The organism is Marinobacter sp. (genome assembly GCF_040882185.1).
GTDB lineage: Bacteria > Pseudomonadota > Gammaproteobacteria > Pseudomonadales > Oleiphilaceae > Marinobacter.
Genome location: NZ_JBBEBW010000020.1, coordinates 1 through 18372, shown reverse-complemented (window position 1 = coordinate 18372; position 18372 = coordinate 1). Strand labels below are relative to the sequence as shown.

Below are 18372 nucleotides of genomic sequence, written 5' to 3'. Positions count from 1 at the left end.
AGGCCTGGGGCAGGTCGGGCCGGGCAGTGGTTTGGGAGTGAGTGAACAGGATTACAAATAAGCCCCCGGTGTCAGCCATGCCGTTGCCGATAAGCCCGCGGTGTCATACTTGTCCAGCGCATGAAGCTACGTGTAAAAGCACTATGTTCGGAGTAGCCCAATAGCAAAGCAATATCCACTAACCCCAGCCGAGTTTCGCGCAGATAGCGTTCAGCAATTTCCTGGCGCACCGCCGCCACCTCCTTCAGAAAGCTGGTGCCGGCCACAGTCAACTGACGTTGTAGGGTACGCACAGACAGGCCCATGCCTTTCGCAACTAAGGCAATCTCCGGACCGGTCTCAGGCAACTGGCGTCCAATGCGACGACGCATTTCATCAATCAACGGGGACTGGCTTGGCAGGCGTGCAAGCAGGGCGTCCGCCTGTTCTTCCAGAATGGCCAGCATCGCTGGATCTGCGGTATGAAGAGGCTCCAGCAAGGTCTGCGCGTCCAGACGTATCTTCGTGTCCACTTGCTCAAACTCGACCGGGCAGCCGAAAAATGCCGTGTATTCACTAATAACGGCGGGTGTTGGGTTGATGAAAGAAACATAAATCGGAGAGAACCCCGGGCGCGTCAGCCCCCGACACAGGTGAACCAAACCGGTTATAGCGGTTTCATCCACCAACGGTCCCGGCTGGCCATGCTCTGCATCCCATACAAGCTCAAGGCCAGCGCCGTTTGCCCGTATTTCCAGGGGGGTTACGTCATAAACCAACCGTTGATACCGATCCAGACGATTCAACGCCTCCCCCAGATTCTGCGAGGCCATGATCACGTAACCCAGTACACCAATATGACGAAGGCCCAGAGTTTGTCCCAGGTGAAGCCCAAGTAGGGGGTCGTCAAGGTGGCCTGCTGCGCACTCCAGAAGCGCACGCCAGTCATCAATCGGCAAATCAGCATTCAAGGCGATGTTTGCCGGTGGCCGGGATTGTGGCAGCAATGCATCACTATTCAGCCCTTTAGTGTCCAGATACTCATACAGAGCCAGAGCGAAGCTGGCCGGTATACGGCGTCGATGGGGGACAGTCATTGGCATCTTGATGTCAGGCAACCCTTTTGGCGTAAAGTGTTAAACCGATGGCAGCCCATGTCAAGCAACCTTCCAGCCATTTAGCCAAAGTAGCCCTACGACACATAGATTCCGAGGATCGAGACATGCAGCTATTGGTTACCGGCGCAGCTAACGGTATCGGTGCGAGCGTTACTGAGCTCGCCACGGAGAAAGGGCACCAGGTTATCGCGATCGATCTGGATATAAAGGCGCTGAAGCAACGCTGGGAAAGCCAGCCGTCGGTACGCTGCGAAGCCCTGGATGTGCGCGACGAAGCACAATGGCAAAGCCTGATCCGCAAGCTTGAGGGCGAAGGTCAGGCCATCGACGTGCTGGCGAATGTGGCAGGCGTCTTGCGCAGCGGGCGCACGGGGAACCTCAAGGGCGAGGACGTTCGCCTGATGCTGGAGGTGAATGTACAGGGTGCCATTCTGGGCGCCAACGCCGTTGCCGCACATATGATCGCGCAGGGCATCCAAGGCCACATTATCAATGTCGGCTCACTTGCATCTCTCTATGCCACGCCGGGCAATACCATCTACGCTGCCAGCAAGTTTGCGATTCGGGGATTCAGCATTGCCGCCGCTGGCGATCTTCGCCCTCATGGCATTGCGGTCTCCCTGGTAGGCCCTGGCCCGGTCAAAACCGGCATGCTGGAACAGCAACGGGGCGATGAAGATGCTGCACTGACCTTTGCCGGGCAAAGGGCCCTTACAACGGAAGAAGTGGCTGAAACGATTCTTGGCCCGATATTGGCGAGACGCCCACTGGAGTGCTTCTTACCCTGGCATGAAGGTATCGTCGGTAAGGTTTGCAATGCCATGCCGGGCCTCTTTTTGCACATGACCCAACGCGCCTTTAACCGCGGCCGCAAAAATTTCAGTTCCGACAGCTTCTGAAGAACGCAGGGAGAAAATACGAATGACCACATTCAGGCAAATCGCCGATTTCGACCAGTCACGCAACGCCTATGGCCAGCAGGCCAGGGTGGAAGACACACGCGCTGCGGCGGAGACGTTCCGTAAGGCCATGCTGGCCGGGCCCAAGGTTCGCTACTTTCGCTCTTTTGATCTGATCAAGGTTCCTTACCCGTCCCGTTTCGGCCTGCGCAACGCTTTTTCGAGGGAAAAATGGGTGGAATTCATGCACATTCAGAACCGCCTGTTTGTGGTGCAGTTTGACACCCCCGAGGGAGTAAAGACCCTACTGGTCTCACCTTCCGACCACGAAAGGGGTGGCGAAACCCCGTTTTTCCGGCGCTTACAGGATAAGAATCCGGACTTTCTTACCAAACTGATCACCCAGCGCCAAAACACCGTTCCGGACATCATCGCCAGCATAGGCCTGAAGCCGGAAGATATTGACTACATCACTTACGACCACCTGCACACCCAGGACCTGCGTCGCTGGCTCGGCACCGATACGGAGTCCGCCATTTTTCCCAATGCCAAGCTGCTGGTGCACTGGCGGGAATGGGCATCCACCCAGGATCTGAACCCCTATCAGGCGGACTGGTATTGCCCCAACGGCATCGCCGGCATTGCCGAAAGCAAAGTGGTCCAGTTTGACGGTTCCATCATGCTGGGCGACGGCGTGGCGCTGGTACACACACCCGGCCATACCGAAGGTAACCATTCCATCGTGGTCCATACCGACGAGGGGCTTTGGGTCACCAGTGAAAACGGGGTAAGCGTGGATGCCTACGCGCCGCACCTCTCCAGTGCCAGCGGCGTAGCTGAGTACGCCAAAGCGCTAGGCGCGGAAGTCATCATAAACGGCAACACCCTGGAAAACTCCATTGACCAATACATCTCCATGGTGCAGGAGAAAACCATAGCTGGCCCGTCGCAAAGGGATTCACGTTTCCCGAACATGTTCCCTTCTTCGGAAATGACCCCTTTCTGGGCCTTCCCCGGAACCAGGCCAGCATTCTATGTGGGGGAGGCGCATCATGGTGAGCTATATCTGCCGTAAAACTAATAATCCCGCACATCAGGTTTGGCTATGGTTGTACGCCAAAGCTGATAAATCCCCGTATTCCGGCAAGATTGTACCGAAGAAGCCATTGCCTGCCCTGGCTGAAGAAGCATTGAACAAGTTAGGGGTGAAGGTGGTTGCCATAATTTCCTCATAGTATTTAACGCCCGGCTCACGCGGGTTTAGAGCCGCGAGGCGGCGGAAAATCGGTCGCTGTGCAGCCGATTGTTATGTTCTCCCCGAAACGCTAGGTTGTGTATAGAAATCAATCTCCATACACATAGGTGCCACATGAGAACGAACATCATCATTGACGACCAGTTGATGGCCGAAGCCCTCAAAGCCTCCGGCTACGAAACCAAAAAAGAGACCGTTGAGCAAGGCCTGAAAGTTCTGGTCCAGCTTAGCAAGCAGCAGGAGATTCGAAAGCTGCGAGGCAAAATCAAGTGGGAAGGCGACCTGGATGAAATGCGGAGCGCCGGATGATGCTGGTGGATACCAGCGTCTGGATCGACTATTTCAACGGAGTCAAAAATCCGCACACTGACCTGCTGGATGCCTCGATAATCCAAGGGTCAGTCGCTATCGGCGACCTCATATTTCTGGAAATCCTTCAAGGCATCCGCAACGACAAGCAATACCGTCAGACCAAACAAAGCCTGCTGGAGTTGGATCAATACGAAATGTTTGGCAAAGAAATGGCTGTCAAGTGCGCTGACAATTATCGCGCGCTTCGTAAAAGGGGCATCACGATCAGAAAAACTGCCAATGTGATCATCGCGACTTTCTGTATAGAGAAAGAGCTGTCATTGCTGTTTTTGGATCGCGACTTTATCCCTTTTGTTGATCACCTTGAGCTTGAGCCTACTCTGAGAGAAACATAACGACCCCGTGGGTTTTCCACTGTCGATCACATGGCCCTTGCAAACACGCCGAAGGGCAGGGCCTTCAATACGTAACTCAGCGGTGTCCAGGGCCACCAGGGCACATAGGCGCGGCGTTTTTCGGATTCGATGGCCTTCACCAGCGCCTTGACACCGGTGTCGAGGTCCACCCGGAAGGGCGCACTTTTAGCATCACGGTTGATATCCGTCAGAATGTAACCGGGCATAATATTGCTGACGTTGATGGGTTTGCCTTTGGTATCGAGTTGCAGGCCCTCTGCCAGCGAAGCCACGGCGGCTTTGGTGGCGGCATAAACATTGAGGGGGCCACGGAAACCACGAACACCGCTGACCGAGGACATCAGCACCAGATGGCCGCTGTTCTGTTCCCTGAAAATTTCCATGGCTGCCTCGCTTTGGGCGATGGCCGCCACAAAGTTGGTTTCGGCGGTCAGGCGGTTGGCGATAAAGTGCCCCCGGCCAATCGGCTGGGAGCTTCCGATGCCCGCGTTTACAACCACGCGGTCAAGACTGCCCAGTTCATGGCTGAAACCACGGAAAACCTCGAAAACCTGATCGTAATCGCATACATCCAGACCACGTACCAGAACTCGAATGCCGGGGTTAGCCTGCTGCAATTCCCGCTGCAGCGCTTCCAGCTTATCGGCCCGCCGCGCGCAAAGCGCAAGATTACAGCCTCTGGCGGCCCATTCGCGAGCCAACCCTTCGCCGAGTCCGGTGCTGGCACCGGTAATCAGAATGTTCTTCCGCATCAGTTACGCCTTGTTTCGGTCGGATAGTGGGATATTAGTTTTCCATGAATGGATGATACTGGAATGGGTGGACTACGGGGGGTTGGCTACATGGTCTTCAGAACTATTTTTCAGCAACGGGCGGAGAAAATTCTTCAGGCTTGGGAACTTAAAGTAATTCCGAGCGTTCTTAGCATTCTGGCTTCTTGCGCCGCATTCCGGGAGCCCACATACAAAACGGGGACAGAATTATTTAAGCAAGTACGACAGGCCTACAATAAATATGTCCCGGTTTCTCTCAGCTGAAGAACTGATAACCTTCCTCACCTCGATGTTTTACTTTATACATCGCGACGTCTGCACGCCGCGTGAGTTCCTCCGCGGAACTGGCGTCCTCGGGATACAGGGCAATGCCGATACTCGCGCCCAGGGAGAAGCAGATTTCTTCGCGTTCGATATGAAACGGCTCTTTCAGTGAATGAACCAATTTGTCAGCGACGGCTCTTACGTCTTCCCTGGTACGCACGACAGGCAGCAAAATAGTGAATTCGTCGCCGCCAAAGCGAGAAAGCGTATCGCCTTCTCGTAGACAGCCTGCCAGCCGCAGGGTGACGCCTCGTAAAAGCTGATCGCCTACGGCGTGTCCGAAGGTGTCATTTACAGCCTTGAAACGGTTAAGGTCCAAAAACAGGATGGCAAGCTTCTGTCTGTTGCGCCCCGCCTGGGTGATCGCAAGTACAAGCCGGTCCATGGCCAGGGTCCGGTTTGGCAATCCCGTCAGTGAATCGTGAGTGGCGTGAAACTCCATCGAACGTTCGAATTTTCCGCGTTCGGTGATGTCACGGGCAAGGGCGAAAATATGAGCTGGAGCAGATGCAACTACGGGCTTGGCGGGAACTTGCAGGGAGTCCGCCTGGAATGGAAGCACCACCACTTCGAACTCGCGATCGGCCGTCTGGCGACCCTTGCTTTGCAACCGAAACCGCTCGACTATCGGCTCATCAAGGCTCGTGCTGCTTCTCTTGAATGCCACAGATGCCCTGGTGGCGTCCGCCTCTTCGAACAAGTGATGCCAGGGCTGCCCTATCAGTTCATCCCGGCGATATCCCAGAAGGTCTTCGACCCGGTTATTCAAAAAATGGAAGCGTCCCTCCCGGTCGAGCGTAAAAACGATATCCGGCAGATTATCCACGGCGCGGCGATAGAACTCTTCACCTGCGCGGAAATACAGCTGCATGGCAGCGTGGGCCCGGTCCTTCTTGTGCTTGCTTAAAGCCTTGCGGACAGTCGCAATCAACCCATCAACATCGTAGGGTTTCCGGATGTAGTCATAGGCCCCGCCACGCAACGCCTGACGCACGATATCGAAAACGGAACTGCCGCTTATTACCACAACCGGAATGTCAAAGTCGGCCTTTCGCAGCCACGACATGATTTCCAGGCCACCCATTCCGGGCATAAATATGTCGAGCAGTATAAGGTCATAGCATCCCGTTTGAATCCGTTGGCAAACGGCCGCCCCGTCCAGTTCGGCCTCCACCTGAAAGCCATTTCCTTTCAGTATCGAGCACAGGCTGGTAGTCAACCTCGGATCATCATCAGCGACCAGCAGGCGAGCCTCTGCCTCTCCCACACTGCCGTTCAATCCCTGCATTGTATCCTCCCTCAATGACTCCGCTCCCTCCATTATCCGAGTGGGGAGTGAGTAACCATGCGTGACATGAAATTCCCTCAGGAGCTACAACAGAATCAAACTTTTGAGGATTTGAAAACAGGCGGACCATCTGGTTTGTTGTTAATCGTGAAATTGACTAAACAGACCAGAGGTAATCAACCAGCAACACAGTAACGTGACAGAGCGGGCGGGTCGAGAGGTAACGTGGATCCAGGAAAAAAATTGCTCGCGGCTCACAGGGATTGTCAATGTTGGCAGCTTGGTGAGCAACTAAACCGGGACGGAACTATTCAGGCAGAACTATTCAGGCAATTGCCTGTTGACTCTGGATGGCTAATGGGTGTCCCGGTTTATTAGTATTATCCCCGACGCGCTGCCTCTATCGCCGCCACATCAATCTTGCCCATCTGCATCATGGCCTCGAACGCGCGCTTGGCGGCCGCGCGGTCGGGGCGTCCGGAGGTGATTTAGCGATGTGGGTCGCAGCTTCCCCAATCAATTCCAGGTTACGTAGTGTGGCGTCATAGGTCAGCCCGTTATCCACGAACCCCGCTTGATCGAGCCCTCTGGTGTATTCCAGAACCTTCCCGGCAAACTTGATCATGTCGTCGAGGTAAAAGCGCCATTCGCGTTGGCTGGAATCAGACACTGACTTGCTCCCTTTCGATGTACGGGCGCAATTCAGGGCGAAGGGCCTTCTCGGTGACCAGGTCGACCGGGCAACCAAGCAAATCTTCCAGGTAAAACTGCACGCCAAAATAACGTTTGGAGGTTGCAGGACCATCGAATGCAACCAGCACATCAATGTCGCTGCTGCTAGTTGCTGTGTCGCGGGCGGTGGAGCCGAACAACGCCAGTCGAGTTACCCCAAAACGGGCCTGTAGTTCCGGCTTACTGCGAGTCAGCAATTCGAGAGCTTGCTTCTTGTTCATCGCTCAACCTCTGGGACGCATTTCCGATGGTCTATTTCGCATTAGTCTATCAAAAAGCACTTGTTACGGTCGGATTCAATTCTTAACCATACTGAACCCTGCATAGAACGCCATCTCAGAATTCGTGTTTCAGGCTAGAAATAAAGTGGTGCGACGTGTTGCCATCAGAGTGAATAGCCCATTGGCGCCAGATTTTTGGGGCGTATCATCACCCAGATCTATCCACATCCGCAGCCAGGTAAAACGGGTTGAATTGGTCGCGATGCTGTGGTTTTATCCAGTATTATGGGTGAACGAAACGCTAAAGGATTAGCATGACCAGACCTCGGGAACAGCTCATCTCAATATCCGACACGCCGTATTACCACGTTGTCTCTCGTTGTGTCCGCCGCACCTTCCTGTGCGGCGTGGATCATCAGTCTGGTAAGAGCTACGAACACCGCCGTCAATGGATAGAAGAACGGGTCCGGCTGCTGTCGTCCTTATTCGCCATCGACCTGTGTGCCTATGCCGTGATGTCGAACCATTATCATCTGGTAGTCAAACTGAGGCCGGATCAAAGCGAAGGGTGGAGTGGTGATGAGGTTCTGGCAAGGTGGGCCAGTTTGTTCAAGGGACCGCTTATCGTCCAGAGGTATCTGAAAGGGGAGACTCTGGCGGATGCTGAACGCCGGTTCATGGAACGTACGGTCGCCATATACCGAGAGCGCCTTGCCGATCTGAGCTGGTTCATGAAGTGCCTGAACGAGCCCATCGCCCGTGAGGCGAACCGGGAAGACGAGTGTACCGGCCATTTTTGGGAATCCCGCTTCAAATCCCAGGCTTTACTCACGGAGCAGGCCTTGCTCAGCTGTATGGCATACGTCGACCTCAACCCAGTGCGTGCGGCTATGGCCGGCACCCCTGAGGAATCGGACCACACCAGCATCAAGGAGCGGCTCAAGCCACAGTTTGATCTGGCCCAGGCCATCCAGAACCAGCTGGATGCGGGGTATCTGCGTCAGTTCCACATCTCGCTGAAGCCGCTCCTGAATTTCGAAGGGAATCAGCGGAACCAGGTACAGCGCGGTATTCTGTTCAGCCTCTGGGATTACATAGAACTAGTGGACTACACCGGGCGAGTGATTCATCCGTCAAAGCGCGGATACATTCCCGACGACACACCACCGATCCTTCAACGCCTGGGCCTGTCCCAGGACGAATGGCTGCAAGAAGCCTGCGAATTCGAAGCCCGCTACACCCAAAACCAACGGGCAGAGCAGGGCAGGCGACGAAGGGCGGCCTGATTACCCTCCCACCCGAGCAAATTGTTCTGACAGGGCGGTAGCCAATAGTTCCGCTTGGCCTGAATTCAAGGAAATTGAACCGAGTTCGATGAAGTTGGTATAAGCGCAGCCGCCAGCGCTGAAACTGGCTCTGTCCGGTGGCACTTTGCAGCTATGACATTCCGGTTTCCGGCTTTTTTCGTATTCTTTTTTATGGGTGCCTGTCCCAGCCATTACTGTTCCTTTTTATGGGTGCCTGTCCCAGCCATTTAACCCAGTCCCGGATTACCCACAGATTTCTAGCTAGATTTGCAGTCGAAAGTTACTTCTATGCCTGCTCCAGTACTTGTTCCTATCCCAAACACTTTCGCAGATGCGTCAAATGTAAAATAAACTTTAACTGCGGCATCTCCTACAGACGAGCATATAGTCGATTTCACATTCCTTATTGCGCTCTCCAACATTCTTCCTTCTACTTCTGTCGTGATCTGCTGTAGTTCTTGATAAGCAGGAGAAGTGCTGGCTGACCATTCTTCAGTTTCGCTCACTGAAATGGGTTTATTTGTGATTACATATATTGAGTTATCTTCAGCATATGAAGTTCCGTAAAAAACCAATCCAACGACCAATAAAATTAATTTCCGCATTGCTTTCTCCTTTAGCAAACAGCGGTCTTATAGCATTAAACCGACCACATGGATTAAACCATTTCACCACTCCACATTTATCTGTAATCTAAATTTTAAAGTAGTACAAATTGAGCATCTTGCAAAGCAATCCCCCAGTATCTCTGTCGATCACTACACATTAACGAAGCGCTCTCAATGATTATGATGCGGCTGAGAGCTTTTTATTGCCCGAAATAGATCTGTCCCGGATTTCCCACGGAGGTACGAGCGGACCAGGGAAGGGATTACTTCTTCAACCCCGTCTCCTCAATAGAAATCTCCCGCATTTTGAATTTCTGGATATTTCCGGAGGATGTTTTCACCGCCGGTGAAATTTGAACCAGGTCTATTTTTCATGAGCGGCGGGCGGAAAGGTTCAGAAATTAGATCTGTCCCGGTTTTACTTCGGTTTTACTTGGGTCGGCTTTTTAGCGGGCTTGGTTCGCTTGACGTAGTGTTAATCAAAGCTACGGTTAATAATAGTTGTTAAAAGTTGTAGAAACTAAATACTGCCAACCAAGCACATCTTACGGAGGGAACCGATCATGCAATCTTTTAAGAAACTCTCAAAGTTTAGTGGTCTCGTAATTACGCTGGTCGCTCTGAGCGCCTGTTCTGAGGGTCCCTCTGCGTCCGATGCGCAGAAGGCCGTAGAAACCAGGTTAAATGAACTTAATTCCTCCCAGGGTACTGATCGCCTCAAAATCGATGATGTAAAGGTTATCAATTGTGCCTCAGGAGAAAGCCTCCCGAGCTACACTTGTGATATTGAGTACAGTGTAACGCCGAACTACGGCCCATACGAAGGCCAAACCGAAATGAATGCTCAACAGTTTAAACTGGCTGAAAGCAGTAATGGTTGGATCGTTATGAATTAAGGTTTCATAATAGTCACTACCTAAAAATACGTGATGTGTGGCCCCGTGGGTGCGAGGAATGAGCAAAACGGGGACAGGATTATTTAAGCAAGTTCGACAGGCCTGGAAAATAAATCTGTCCCCGTTTTCCCCTGGCGGATGCTGAACGCCGGTTCATGGAACGTACGGTCGCCATATACCGAGAGCGCCTTGCCGATCTGAGCTGGTTCATGAAGTGCCTGAACGAGCCCATCGCCCGTGAGGCGAACCGGGAAGACGAGTGTACCGGCCATTTTTGGGAATCCCGCTTCAAATCCCAGGCTTTACTCACGGAGCAGGCCTTGCTCAGCTGTATGGCATACGTCGACCTCAACCCAGTGCGTGCGGCTATGGCCGGCACCCCTGAGGAATCGGACCACACCAGCATCAAGGAGCGGCTCAAGCCACAGTTTGATCTGGCCCAGGCCATCCAGAACCAGCTGGATGCGGGGTATCTGCGTCAGTTCCACATCTCGCTGAAGCCGCTCCTGAATTTCGAAGGGAATCAGCGGAACCAGGTACAGCGCGGTATTCTGTTCAGCCTCTGGGATTACATAGAACTAGTGGACTACACCGGGCGAGTGATTCATCCGTCAAAGCGCGGATACATTCCCGACGACACACCACCGATCCTTCAACGCCTGGGCCTGTCCCAGGACGAATGGCTGCAAGAAGCCTGCGAATTCGAAGCCCGCTACACCCAAAACCAACGGGCAGAGCAGGGCAGGCGACGAAGGGCGGCCTGATTACCCTTCCATCCGAGCAAATTGTTCAGACAGGGCGGTAGCCAACAGTTTCGCTTGGCCTGATTTCAAGGAAATTGACCCGAATTCGATGAAGTTGGTAAAAGCGCAGCCGCCAGTGCTGATGCTGGTTCTGTCCGGTGGCATTTTGCAGCTATGACATTCCGGTTTCCGGCTTTTTTCGTATTCTTTTTTATGGGTGCCTGTCCCAGTCATCTCCCAGAACTAGTGGACTACACCGGGCGAGTGATTCATCCGTCAAAGCGCGGATACATTCCCGACGACACACCACCGATCCTTCAACGCCTGGGCCTGTCCCAGGACGAATGGCTGCAAGAAGCCTGCGAATTCGAAGCCCGCTACACCCAAAACCAACGGGCAGAGCAGGGCAGGCGACGAAGGGCGGCCTGATTACCCTTCCATCCGAGCAAATTGTTCAGACAGGGCGGTAGCCAACAGTTTCGCTTGGCCTGATTTCAAGGAAATTGACCCGAATTCGATGAAGTTGGTAAAAGCGCAGCTGCCAGTGCTGACACTGGTTCTGTCCGGTGGCATTTTGCAGCTATGACATTCCGGTTCCCGGCTTTTTTCGTATTCTTTTTTTATGGGTGCCTGTCCCAGCCATAACCTGCTTGGCCTGAATTCAAGAAAATTGACCCGAATTCGATGAAGTTGGTAAAAGCGCAGCCGCCAGTGCTGAAACTGGTTCTGTCCGGTGGCACTTTGCAGCTATGAGATTACGGTTTCCGGCTTTTTTCGTATTCCTTTTTATAGGTGCCTGTCCAAGCCATCGGCCATCCTTGATCCTGATGGGTGTCTGGTGCGGATCAGTCCGTAACCAAAGTTGAAATAGTGGGTGTGCATCTGAGGGAACCAGAAACCGCAACAAAAAAGCGGTCAGGCCTTTTATTGTGTCTTGACTCCGGCTGGCTAATGGGTGTGCCGGTTTTCCGTGGCCTTGTTAGCGCTTCAGAGTAGCTGCCGTTGTAGCAAGTCTGCTGAGTGGGCTTGATTAAAAGAGTCAGACGCGACTATTGCTATGAAGTCGCTTTGTGATCTTAATGCAAGGTTCAGGGAACCCAGTTTGATTAGAGATACCATTAGAGCACACGTTCTGGCTTGACAATTTATTGATTTATTTGGGTTAAATTCGATATCACTGAATGCTGCGTAGGAATAAAGGCGCTTCAAGAAATCTTGGTGAGGCTCAAGGGCCGTGAGATAAAGCCAATCATAGAAAGCTGTCTTTGGAATAAGTGGCCATTTTTGGCCAAAATAATCAAACCCTATCAGCGGGCCAGAGTTTTTTAGGCGCTCATCCCTTTTTGCTGAACGGCTCTCCATTTTGTAGATATCTGTATAGGGCCCACCATTCTTAAAAACCTTACTACCCTGGAAAGCTGACTCGATGCTGATGGCACCAACTTCGGTTTCAATTTTTAAGTTAAAGGCACTCAATCTTTGACCTAACTTTGCCTCAGACTTTGTCGACACCTCTAGAATTGGATAAAGCCCCTTTTTTTTTGCTGCCTCGTGGAGTGCTAAAACGTTCCTCTTTTTTTGTACTGGAGCAAACCCCGGGCTCCAAGGGAAATCGATCAAGATTTCCTGGACTAGGTGCTGTGGATCACCGAGTGCTACAAATACAGGGCGGCTAGCCATTTTTGTATCCCAAAATTTTCTCAATTGGCACAAAGTCGGGAATCAGTATCTCAGACTTAATGGCGACACGACGTCGAGCTTGGACTTCTGGGTCTTTCCAATCCAGATAGGTAAACAATACCTCGAAATCGATTGCGTCAACAGCCTCTGAAGGTGTAAGTATCTCAACCCCAGCCTTATTAGACACGTCGCATGTAAACCTGACGTTCGGATCAAACAGAACAGACGCATCAATTTTCAGCCATACTGGCTCAGTGATTCGCCCATCATTTTTTGCAAAATAAAGCATAGGATGATCGTCCAAGAACGCTAAATGCACGTACTCGTGGACTCCTTTCAATCGATCAGCATCATGACTCCATTCATTCCCGCCTGGCTTGGGAACAGGAATTTTTTGCTCTTGCGCCTGCGCAAATGACAACAGCCCTCCATGTTTTTTAATTAAGCCCAAATTCGATTTGTCCGTGAAGTGCCAGATGCCGTCAAATTTGTATTTGTCGATTATCACTTTCATTTTCTGACTTCCATGATTAATTTTGGACGAAATCTATTTGCGCTAACGCCGCAATCACGCGCTTGTCGCGTGCATTGCATTGTTAGCAACAAGGCTAACGGCATGGTGATAAATTTTAGCGGCAGCATGACGGTGGTACTGCTCAGATGGGGAAAAATGGATTTCATGCTGATGAGTTGGCCATTGGCCTGAATGCTGCCGACAAATAAATGCTACTTCAGCTTCGATAGTACCCATCTCTCCGAGCGGAGCGTGTACCCCGTGTAGCTTCGCCGTCCAAACAGAGAGCTTTAACGTTGCTTCAAGGAATTTCCATTTGTAGCCGTGATACCCTCCCTTTCCATTCGCCTTAAAACCGTATCCCATACGAATAGACATCCGCTGCTTAGTTATCCCCACATATAATAGAGAATCGTCACTTGAAATCGTGTACAACTTCGCGATCCCTGAAGTGCAAGCCGGAGCTGAGAATTTGCAGTTTTGCGAAGACTGTGAAAGACAGTACCAACCGTCTGAAAGTGTCAATTCAAAGTCCTGTGGCTTTTCAAGCATCTTTAGTTCCAATTATTGCTAACGCCTCAAGCAGAGGCGCCAGCATCGCTGGCGTCCTGCTGACTTGATTTGTTAGGCTCGCCTTGACCGTCTTGCATTTTTTTATGTATTTCAACCATCTCGGTGTGAAAATCTTCCTTATATTCAGGATAATATTTAGTCATAATCTCATCATAGATTCGATCAACCTCAGAGATATATTCTCTGTCGGGATTATATAGCTCCAATACTTCGCGTCTTATTGCCCACGAACCTCCGCCGTAAGGCCTAGCCTCGACTTTTAGTTTTGCTTTAAGGTGATCAGAGACAATTTTTGTAGCCCCAAGACGAACACTCTCCTCGTCATCAATGAAATTTGATGTGGTGACCTGCATAATCCCCAATGTCTTTGCCAGTCCTATTCGGAAGAGAATATTTTCAATAATTCGGTATACCTTAGGCCGATTAAAGGCTTCATAAATTAGAACAGCGTATATCAAGGCTTCCTGCCCTTTAGTTTCAGCTTTCTCTTCTATTATTGCACCGTAAATCGATTTGTACTTTGAATATCTATTGTCTAGGTAGTTTTCTTTGCGCGTTTTTGTTCGCTCATCAGATAGTTTCACATTATTAAATGTATAGTAAGCGTATGCCACAATAGCCAGCCAAACAGCGCTACCAAGTTCTTTCGCTGTTGGAAAAAGGAATTCCTTGTGGATTATTAACTTGTCATATACGTAATAGGAAACCGGAACTGATACCAATACATATGCAGCCTGCGTCATCCAGTTTAATAGCAAGCCTCTCCCAGTCATTAGGTTAAATAAAACCCTAAACAAAAAATAATAAACGACAACTAAATAAATATCTTGGATAAGCCATTCTTGATCAGTTTTGTAAAAAATAGCAGATGCAACTGTTATAAAAGCAACCGGCGAAAAAGCTCTGTATAGAAAATTGAAGGCAGGTGCCTCATCAGCTTTTGCCAGAATTGACATCCTGATATATCCCGCATGAATGGAATGGCTCCCAATCCAGTTCAGCAGGAAAAATAAAATAATCGCCAGCCCAAAGTGGTAAAATAAAATACTCAATTAATACTCCTTTTCTAGGGCAGTTTATTTTCCTAACGCCGCGCTCTTCTGCAACTTTGGAGCGTAGCGGCAAAGTTGCCCGGCAACAGCGGCTTGTTGGGTGTTGCTCAATTTCTGACAGGTCCGAATCGCACATCATAAGCAACCTGGCTCAGAACGAGCCGGTTAATACATTTTACCTTCAGCTTTCCTTCCGCAATAGGATGGCCAAATATCGCGGCGTTTGGAATAGCAGTATATTGCTCATACTTCTGATATTGAGGAATTCTTCTATGCGACAGACCGTAAGTCGTCGGAAACGGCATAATACCAAGGCGTAGCAAGCTAAAATACGAAGGGTAAATGATACCGTCATAGCCGTTTTCCTTTGCCGCTCGAGATATCATTCTCGTTATCGGGTAGGCATGTGAGGCAGCTAAGAAGAGCATGTGAATAGCGATATCTAAACTTTCAAACTCTGTGACATGCTCTTCCTTGATAAGGACCGTAAGATCAAGCATTTTCAACTGAGCGATCGGCTTTAACGTAGCCAAATAGATTTCATCTTCAGCGGTAACGCGGCATTCATGTAAACAAACATCTAAATCCTCTGAGGTATACAGAGCGGGAAATCCTTTATCATCCAGTCTCCCAGATCCCGAAAACTTTACAGGGGGACTATCGTATTCTGTGGCCGATTCAGGTGACTCTGGCGATTTCCGTATTCGATATAGCTCATGAGAGCTATCAACAATTCTTGTCGGGTACTCTCTGAAAATTCGTTCGATTGTCCCGTGCTGGCCCTGGCCTCTCTCATCCTGGAGGGCTTTTAAAGGCTCTACCTCGCCTAGCATCCATAGTCTCGGGCCGTAGTGAAAGAATCCCACTCCTAATAGGCTTTCGAACAGCTGAACATCGTTTCTTAGCCACTGCGACATATTTATCGATGTTTTTTGGTGCTGGTTGAACTGGATTACTGGTGCAGCCCCAAAATCAGACTTATGTAGTGAACCCCAAACAAAGAATCTGTGGGCAAGGTCAGCTAACGATTTTTCACCGAGTTTCTTTCCACCACGTTCGCCACAAATTGGGCACTTCAACTCGTCTTCTTTCCCGAGACGCCACGCATCCAATCGTAACCCCTGATCTTCAAAACATTCTGAGCAGGCTATGTGGTTGATGTGGTGATCTCCTGTTTCTAATACCTAACATTTGTATATAAGTCCCCACGACCATTCTGCCCACGACTCATATTTCCAAAAAGTAATGTTCAAGCTAGGCAAAAAATTCCGGTAGGTCAATGAGTTCTGGAAATATCGACCAATTCGCTACCTGAAAAAGTGTTCATCGCGCCTACTATTCCCAGTTTTCGTTGGTTTGATAAGTGGTTGATTCGGCATGAGAATTAATGAATTTTAAGTCTTGTGCCGATTCATGGTCACAACGATTGTTTTCCCATCTGTCTATGGCTGCGAGGAACCCTACTGACACAAAAAAGCGCCGTGCAATGAAGCAGGGCGCTTTTCAGTAAGCCGGGGTTACAACTCAAACTCGGCCTCAATAGTCAGCCAGGTCTGAGGTACGAGCGGACCAGGGAAGGGACTACTTCTTCAACCCCATCTCTTCAATAGAAATCTCCCGCATTTTGAATTTCTGGATCTTCCCGGTGACGGTCATGGGGAAGTCTTCCACAAACTTGAAGTTGCGGGGGATTTTGTAGTGGGCGATTTTGCCTTTGCAGAAGGCTTGCAGGTCTTCCGGGCTGACTGCGCCGGCTTCGGGTTTGAGTTTTACCCAGGCGATCAGTTCTTCACCGTACTTGTCGTCAGGGATGCCGGTTACTTGCACTTCAGCCACGGCCGGGTGGGTGTAGAGGAATTCTTCGATTTCTTTCGGGTAGATGTTTTCACCACCGCGGATGACCATGTCCTTGATGCGGCCGACGATCTGTACGTAGCCGTCTTCGTCCATTTCTGCCAGGTCGCCAGTGTGCATCCAGCCGGCTTCGTCGATGGTCTCGCGGGTTTTCTCTTCGTTGTTCCAGTACTTCAGCATCACGCTGTAGCCACGGGTGCAGAGCTCACCAATTTCACCCCGGGGCAGTATGGCGCCGGTGGCGGGGTCGACGATCTTGTTTTCAAGATGCGGCTGGGTGCGGCCAACGGTGGTGACCTGTTTTTCGAACGGGTCGGTGGAGCGGGTCTGGGTGGACACCGGGCTGGTTTCGGTCATGCCGTAGGCAATCTGCAGGTCTTTGATGTGCATTTTGCCGTTGACCTGCTTCATGACTTCGGAAGGGCAGATGGAGCCCGCCATGATGCCGGTGCGCAGGCTGGACAGGTCAAACTGCTCGAAATCCGCATGGCTGAGTTCGGCGATAAACATGGTGGGCACACCGTAAAGTGCGGTGGCCTTTTCTTTATGCACGGCTTCCAGCACCGAGCGTGGCTCGAAGCCTTCACCCGGATAGATCATGGTGGAACCGTGGGTCACGCAGCCCAGGTTGGCCATGACCATGCCGAAGCAGTGGTATAGCGGCACCGGAATAACCAGCCGGTCGCGCTCATTGAAGTTCATGCTCTCGCCAACGAAGTAGCCGTTGTTGAGGATGTTGTGGTGTGACAGCGTCGCGCCCTTGGGAGCGCCGGTGGTGCCGGAGGTAAACTGGATGTTGATGGGGTCATCAAACTGCAGGGTGGCCTGCACCTCGTCAACTTGTGACTGATCAAATTCGTCGGAGTGCTTGAGGAAATCCGCCCAGGAATACATGCCTTCATGGGCCTGGGTATCGAGGTTGATGATGCTTTCCAGTTGCGACAGCCGTTCGGACTGCAACTGGCCAGGGCGGCAGTTTTTCAGCTCGGGTGCCAGTTCGTACAACATGCCCCGGTAGTCAGAAGCCTTGAATGCATCCGCTGTTACCAGAATCCGGATGCCGGCCAGGTTAAGGGCGTATTCCAGTTCATGAACGCCGTAAGCCGGGTTGATGTTGACCAGAATCGCGCCGATTTTGGCGGTGGCGAATTGGGTGACGGTCCACTCGTAGCGGTTGGGCGACCAGATGCCGACACGGTCCCCGCGTTTGGCGCCTATGGCCAGGAAGGCACGGGCACAGCGGTTCACTTCAGCCTGGAACTCGCGGTAGGTCCAGCGAATGTTCTGGTGCAGGGCAATCAGGGCGTCGTTATCGGGGAATTGCCCGGCGGTGCGGTCGAGCATATCGCCGATGGTCATACCGAGCAGCGGTTTGTCGGAGATACCGCTGGTGTAGCTGGGAAGTATCGGATTCATGGACTGCCTCCAGTTGTTTTTGTATTGGATATCCAGCGGGTTTATTCCCCCGGCTGGCGGCTCTGGCTGTGATATTCAGGGTTCGGCCGCATGTCACTGGCAATCGCTACGCGGTTGGTCATGTTGTAGAAGCCGACAATGTTGCTCAGATCCCAGATCGCCTGGTCACTGAAGCCAGCCTGGCGCAGGGCGTCGGTATCCGCTTCGGTCACGGTGGCCGGGGACCGGGTGAGGGCGGATGCGAAATCCAGCATGGCCCGGTGGCGGGGGCTGAGGTCGGCACTGCGATAGTTCATGACCAGGTGCTCGCCCAGCATCGGGTCGCCGCTGTATTTACGAACGGCGGCTCCGTGGGCTACCAGGCAGTAGAAGCACTTGTTTTCAGACGACACCACCACGGCGATCATTTCCC

20 protein-coding genes and 2 pseudogenes are annotated in these 18372 nt (G+C 51.6%); 8 read left to right on the top strand and 14 right to left on the bottom strand.

The annotated features are described in order from the left end of the window. Positions 1-71 precede the first annotated feature (71 nt). A complete protein-coding gene (locus WEB64_RS10775; protein ID WP_368061445.1) occupies positions 72-1082 on the bottom strand; it encodes an AraC family transcriptional regulator in 1011 nt (336 codons plus the stop codon). A 119-nt stretch (positions 1083-1201) separates the two neighbouring features. Between WEB64_RS10775 and WEB64_RS10770 the strand changes: the two genes are divergently transcribed. From WEB64_RS10770 to WEB64_RS10755, 4 genes are all read left to right on the top strand, one after another. Further along, complete coding sequence (locus WEB64_RS10770) at positions 1202-1996, top strand: SDR family NAD(P)-dependent oxidoreductase (protein WP_368061446.1); 795 nt, start codon at positions 1202-1204, stop codon at positions 1994-1996. A 22-nt stretch (positions 1997-2018) separates the two neighbouring features. Beyond that, positions 2019-3071 carry a hypothetical protein gene (locus WEB64_RS10765; protein ID WP_368061447.1) on the top strand — a complete coding sequence of 351 codons (1053 nt, stop codon included), beginning with the start codon at positions 2019-2021 and terminating at the stop codon, positions 3069-3071. A 294-nt stretch (positions 3072-3365) separates the two neighbouring features. Continuing rightward, positions 3366-3560: a type II toxin-antitoxin system VapB family antitoxin gene (locus tag WEB64_RS10760; protein ID WP_368061448.1), complete on the top strand. Its 195-nt coding sequence runs from the start codon at positions 3366-3368 to the stop codon at positions 3558-3560. Further along, on the top strand, positions 3557-3958 hold the full coding sequence (locus tag WEB64_RS10755; protein WP_368061449.1) for a PIN domain nuclease: 402 nt from the start codon (positions 3557-3559) through the stop codon (positions 3956-3958). Before WEB64_RS10760 ends, WEB64_RS10755 begins: the two co-directional genes overlap by 4 nt. A 26-nt stretch (positions 3959-3984) precedes the next feature. Here the strand turns inward: WEB64_RS10755 and WEB64_RS10750 are convergent, their stop codons facing one another. The 5 genes and pseudogenes from WEB64_RS10750 to WEB64_RS10730 form a co-directional block, all read right to left on the bottom strand. Beyond that, positions 3985-4731, bottom strand: coding sequence for an SDR family oxidoreductase (locus tag WEB64_RS10750; RefSeq protein ID WP_368061450.1), 747 nt, complete (start codon positions 4729-4731; stop codon positions 3985-3987). A 277-nt stretch (positions 4732-5008) separates the two neighbouring features. Next, positions 5009-6364: a diguanylate cyclase gene (locus WEB64_RS10745; RefSeq protein ID WP_368061451.1), complete on the bottom strand. Its 1356-nt coding sequence runs from the start codon at positions 6362-6364 to the stop codon at positions 5009-5011. A gap of 380 nt (positions 6365-6744) precedes the next feature. Beyond that, positions 6745-6852, bottom strand: a pseudogene (locus WEB64_RS10740) (VOC family protein); the annotation flags it as partial. Positions 6853-6908: 56 nt separating this feature from the next. Continuing rightward, positions 6909-6989, bottom strand: a pseudogene (locus WEB64_RS10735) (hypothetical protein); the annotation flags it as partial. 37 nt (positions 6990-7026) lie between these two features. Continuing rightward, positions 7027-7317, bottom strand: coding sequence for a nucleotidyltransferase family protein (locus tag WEB64_RS10730; protein WP_368061452.1), 291 nt, complete (start codon positions 7315-7317; stop codon positions 7027-7029). Positions 7318-7631: 314 nt separating this feature from the next. On the opposite strand from WEB64_RS10730, the gene WEB64_RS10725 reads away from it, so the two are divergent. Further along, complete coding sequence (locus tag WEB64_RS10725) at positions 7632-8603, top strand: transposase (protein ID WP_368065599.1); 972 nt, start codon at positions 7632-7634, stop codon at positions 8601-8603. Positions 8604-8881: 278 nt separating this feature from the next. Here WEB64_RS10725 and WEB64_RS10720 read toward each other — a convergent pair whose 3' ends face one another. Beyond that, on the bottom strand, positions 8882-9229 hold the full coding sequence (locus WEB64_RS10720; protein ID WP_368065598.1) for a hypothetical protein: 348 nt from the start codon (positions 9227-9229) through the stop codon (positions 8882-8884). Positions 9230-9795: 566 nt separating this feature from the next. Between WEB64_RS10720 and WEB64_RS10715 the strand changes: the two genes are divergently transcribed. From WEB64_RS10715 to WEB64_RS10705, 3 genes are all read left to right on the top strand, one after another. Beyond that, entirely contained in the window at positions 9796-10128 is a 333-nt protein-coding gene (locus WEB64_RS10715; RefSeq protein WP_368065597.1) for a hypothetical protein, read from the top strand. A 155-nt stretch (positions 10129-10283) separates the two neighbouring features. Beyond that, positions 10284-10892 (top strand): hypothetical protein, encoded by a 609-nt coding sequence (locus tag WEB64_RS10710; protein ID WP_368065596.1) that lies wholly within the window; start codon positions 10284-10286, stop codon positions 10890-10892. Between the two features lie 153 nt (positions 10893-11045). Continuing rightward, positions 11046-11300 (top strand): hypothetical protein, encoded by a 255-nt coding sequence (locus WEB64_RS10705; protein ID WP_368065595.1) that lies wholly within the window; start codon positions 11046-11048, stop codon positions 11298-11300. 558 nt (positions 11301-11858) lie between these two features. On the opposite strand, the gene WEB64_RS10700 is transcribed toward WEB64_RS10705, so the two are convergent. The 7 genes from WEB64_RS10700 to WEB64_RS10670 form a co-directional block, all read right to left on the bottom strand. Next, positions 11859-12551, bottom strand: a complete 693-nt coding sequence (locus WEB64_RS10700) for a hypothetical protein (protein WP_368065594.1) — start codon at positions 12549-12551, stop codon at positions 11859-11861. Then, positions 12544-13065, bottom strand: a complete 522-nt coding sequence (locus WEB64_RS10695) for a DarT ssDNA thymidine ADP-ribosyltransferase family protein (RefSeq protein ID WP_368065593.1) — start codon at positions 13063-13065, stop codon at positions 12544-12546. The genes WEB64_RS10700 and WEB64_RS10695 overlap by 8 nt, the downstream gene beginning before the upstream one ends. 54 nt (positions 13066-13119) lie before the next feature. Next, positions 13120-13617: a hypothetical protein gene (locus tag WEB64_RS10690; RefSeq protein ID WP_368065592.1), complete on the bottom strand. Its 498-nt coding sequence runs from the start codon at positions 13615-13617 to the stop codon at positions 13120-13122. A 26-nt stretch (positions 13618-13643) separates the two neighbouring features. After that, positions 13644-14690, bottom strand: a complete 1047-nt coding sequence (locus WEB64_RS10685) for a hypothetical protein (protein ID WP_368065591.1) — start codon at positions 14688-14690, stop codon at positions 13644-13646. A 107-nt stretch (positions 14691-14797) separates the two neighbouring features. After that, positions 14798-15802 carry an RES family NAD+ phosphorylase gene (locus WEB64_RS10680; protein ID WP_368065590.1) on the bottom strand — a complete coding sequence of 335 codons (1005 nt, stop codon included), beginning with the start codon at positions 15800-15802 and terminating at the stop codon, positions 14798-14800. 469 nt (positions 15803-16271) lie between these two features. Then, on the bottom strand, positions 16272-17960 hold the full coding sequence (locus WEB64_RS10675) for an AMP-binding protein (RefSeq protein WP_368065589.1): 1689 nt from the start codon (positions 17958-17960) through the stop codon (positions 16272-16274). A gap of 41 nt (positions 17961-18001) precedes the next feature. Beyond that, a partial coding sequence (locus tag WEB64_RS10670) for a peroxidase-related enzyme (RefSeq protein WP_368065588.1) occupies positions 18002-18372 on the bottom strand: 371 nt, incomplete at its 5' end.

Bases quoted from the DNA above. Each gene is read 5' to 3' on its own strand.
- WEB64_RS10775 (WP_368061445.1), bottom strand. From the start codon at position 1,082: ATGCCAATGACTGTCCCCCATCGACGCCGTATACCGGCCAGCTTCGCT.
- WEB64_RS10770 (WP_368061446.1), top strand. From the start codon at position 1,202: ATGCAGCTATTGGTTACCGGCGCAGCTAACGGTATCGGTGCGAGCGTT.
- WEB64_RS10765 (WP_368061447.1), top strand. From the start codon at position 2,019: ATGACCACATTCAGGCAAATCGCCGATTTCGACCAGTCACGCAACGCC.
- WEB64_RS10760 (WP_368061448.1), top strand. From the start codon at position 3,366: ATGAGAACGAACATCATCATTGACGACCAGTTGATGGCCGAAGCCCTC.
- WEB64_RS10755 (WP_368061449.1), top strand. From the start codon at position 3,557: ATGATGCTGGTGGATACCAGCGTCTGGATCGACTATTTCAACGGAGTC.
- WEB64_RS10750 (WP_368061450.1), bottom strand. From the start codon at position 4,731: ATGCGGAAGAACATTCTGATTACCGGTGCCAGCACCGGACTCGGCGAA.
- WEB64_RS10745 (WP_368061451.1), bottom strand. From the start codon at position 6,364: ATGCAGGGATTGAACGGCAGTGTGGGAGAGGCAGAGGCTCGCCTGCTG.
- WEB64_RS10730 (WP_368061452.1), bottom strand. From the start codon at position 7,317: ATGAACAAGAAGCAAGCTCTCGAATTGCTGACTCGCAGTAAGCCGGAA.
- WEB64_RS10725 (WP_368065599.1), top strand. From the start codon at position 7,632: ATGACCAGACCTCGGGAACAGCTCATCTCAATATCCGACACGCCGTAT.
- WEB64_RS10720 (WP_368065598.1), bottom strand. From the start codon at position 9,229: ATGCGGAAATTAATTTTATTGGTCGTTGGATTGGTTTTTTACGGAACT.
- WEB64_RS10715 (WP_368065597.1), top strand. From the start codon at position 9,796: ATGCAATCTTTTAAGAAACTCTCAAAGTTTAGTGGTCTCGTAATTACG.
- WEB64_RS10710 (WP_368065596.1), top strand. From the start codon at position 10,284: ATGGAACGTACGGTCGCCATATACCGAGAGCGCCTTGCCGATCTGAGC.
- WEB64_RS10705 (WP_368065595.1), top strand. From the start codon at position 11,046: ATGACATTCCGGTTTCCGGCTTTTTTCGTATTCTTTTTTATGGGTGCC.
- WEB64_RS10700 (WP_368065594.1), bottom strand. From the start codon at position 12,551: ATGGCTAGCCGCCCTGTATTTGTAGCACTCGGTGATCCACAGCACCTA.
- WEB64_RS10695 (WP_368065593.1), bottom strand. From the start codon at position 13,065: ATGAAAGTGATAATCGACAAATACAAATTTGACGGCATCTGGCACTTC.
- WEB64_RS10690 (WP_368065592.1), bottom strand. From the start codon at position 13,617: ATGCTTGAAAAGCCACAGGACTTTGAATTGACACTTTCAGACGGTTGG.
- WEB64_RS10675 (WP_368065589.1), bottom strand. From the start codon at position 17,960: ATGAATCCGATACTTCCCAGCTACACCAGCGGTATCTCCGACAAACCG.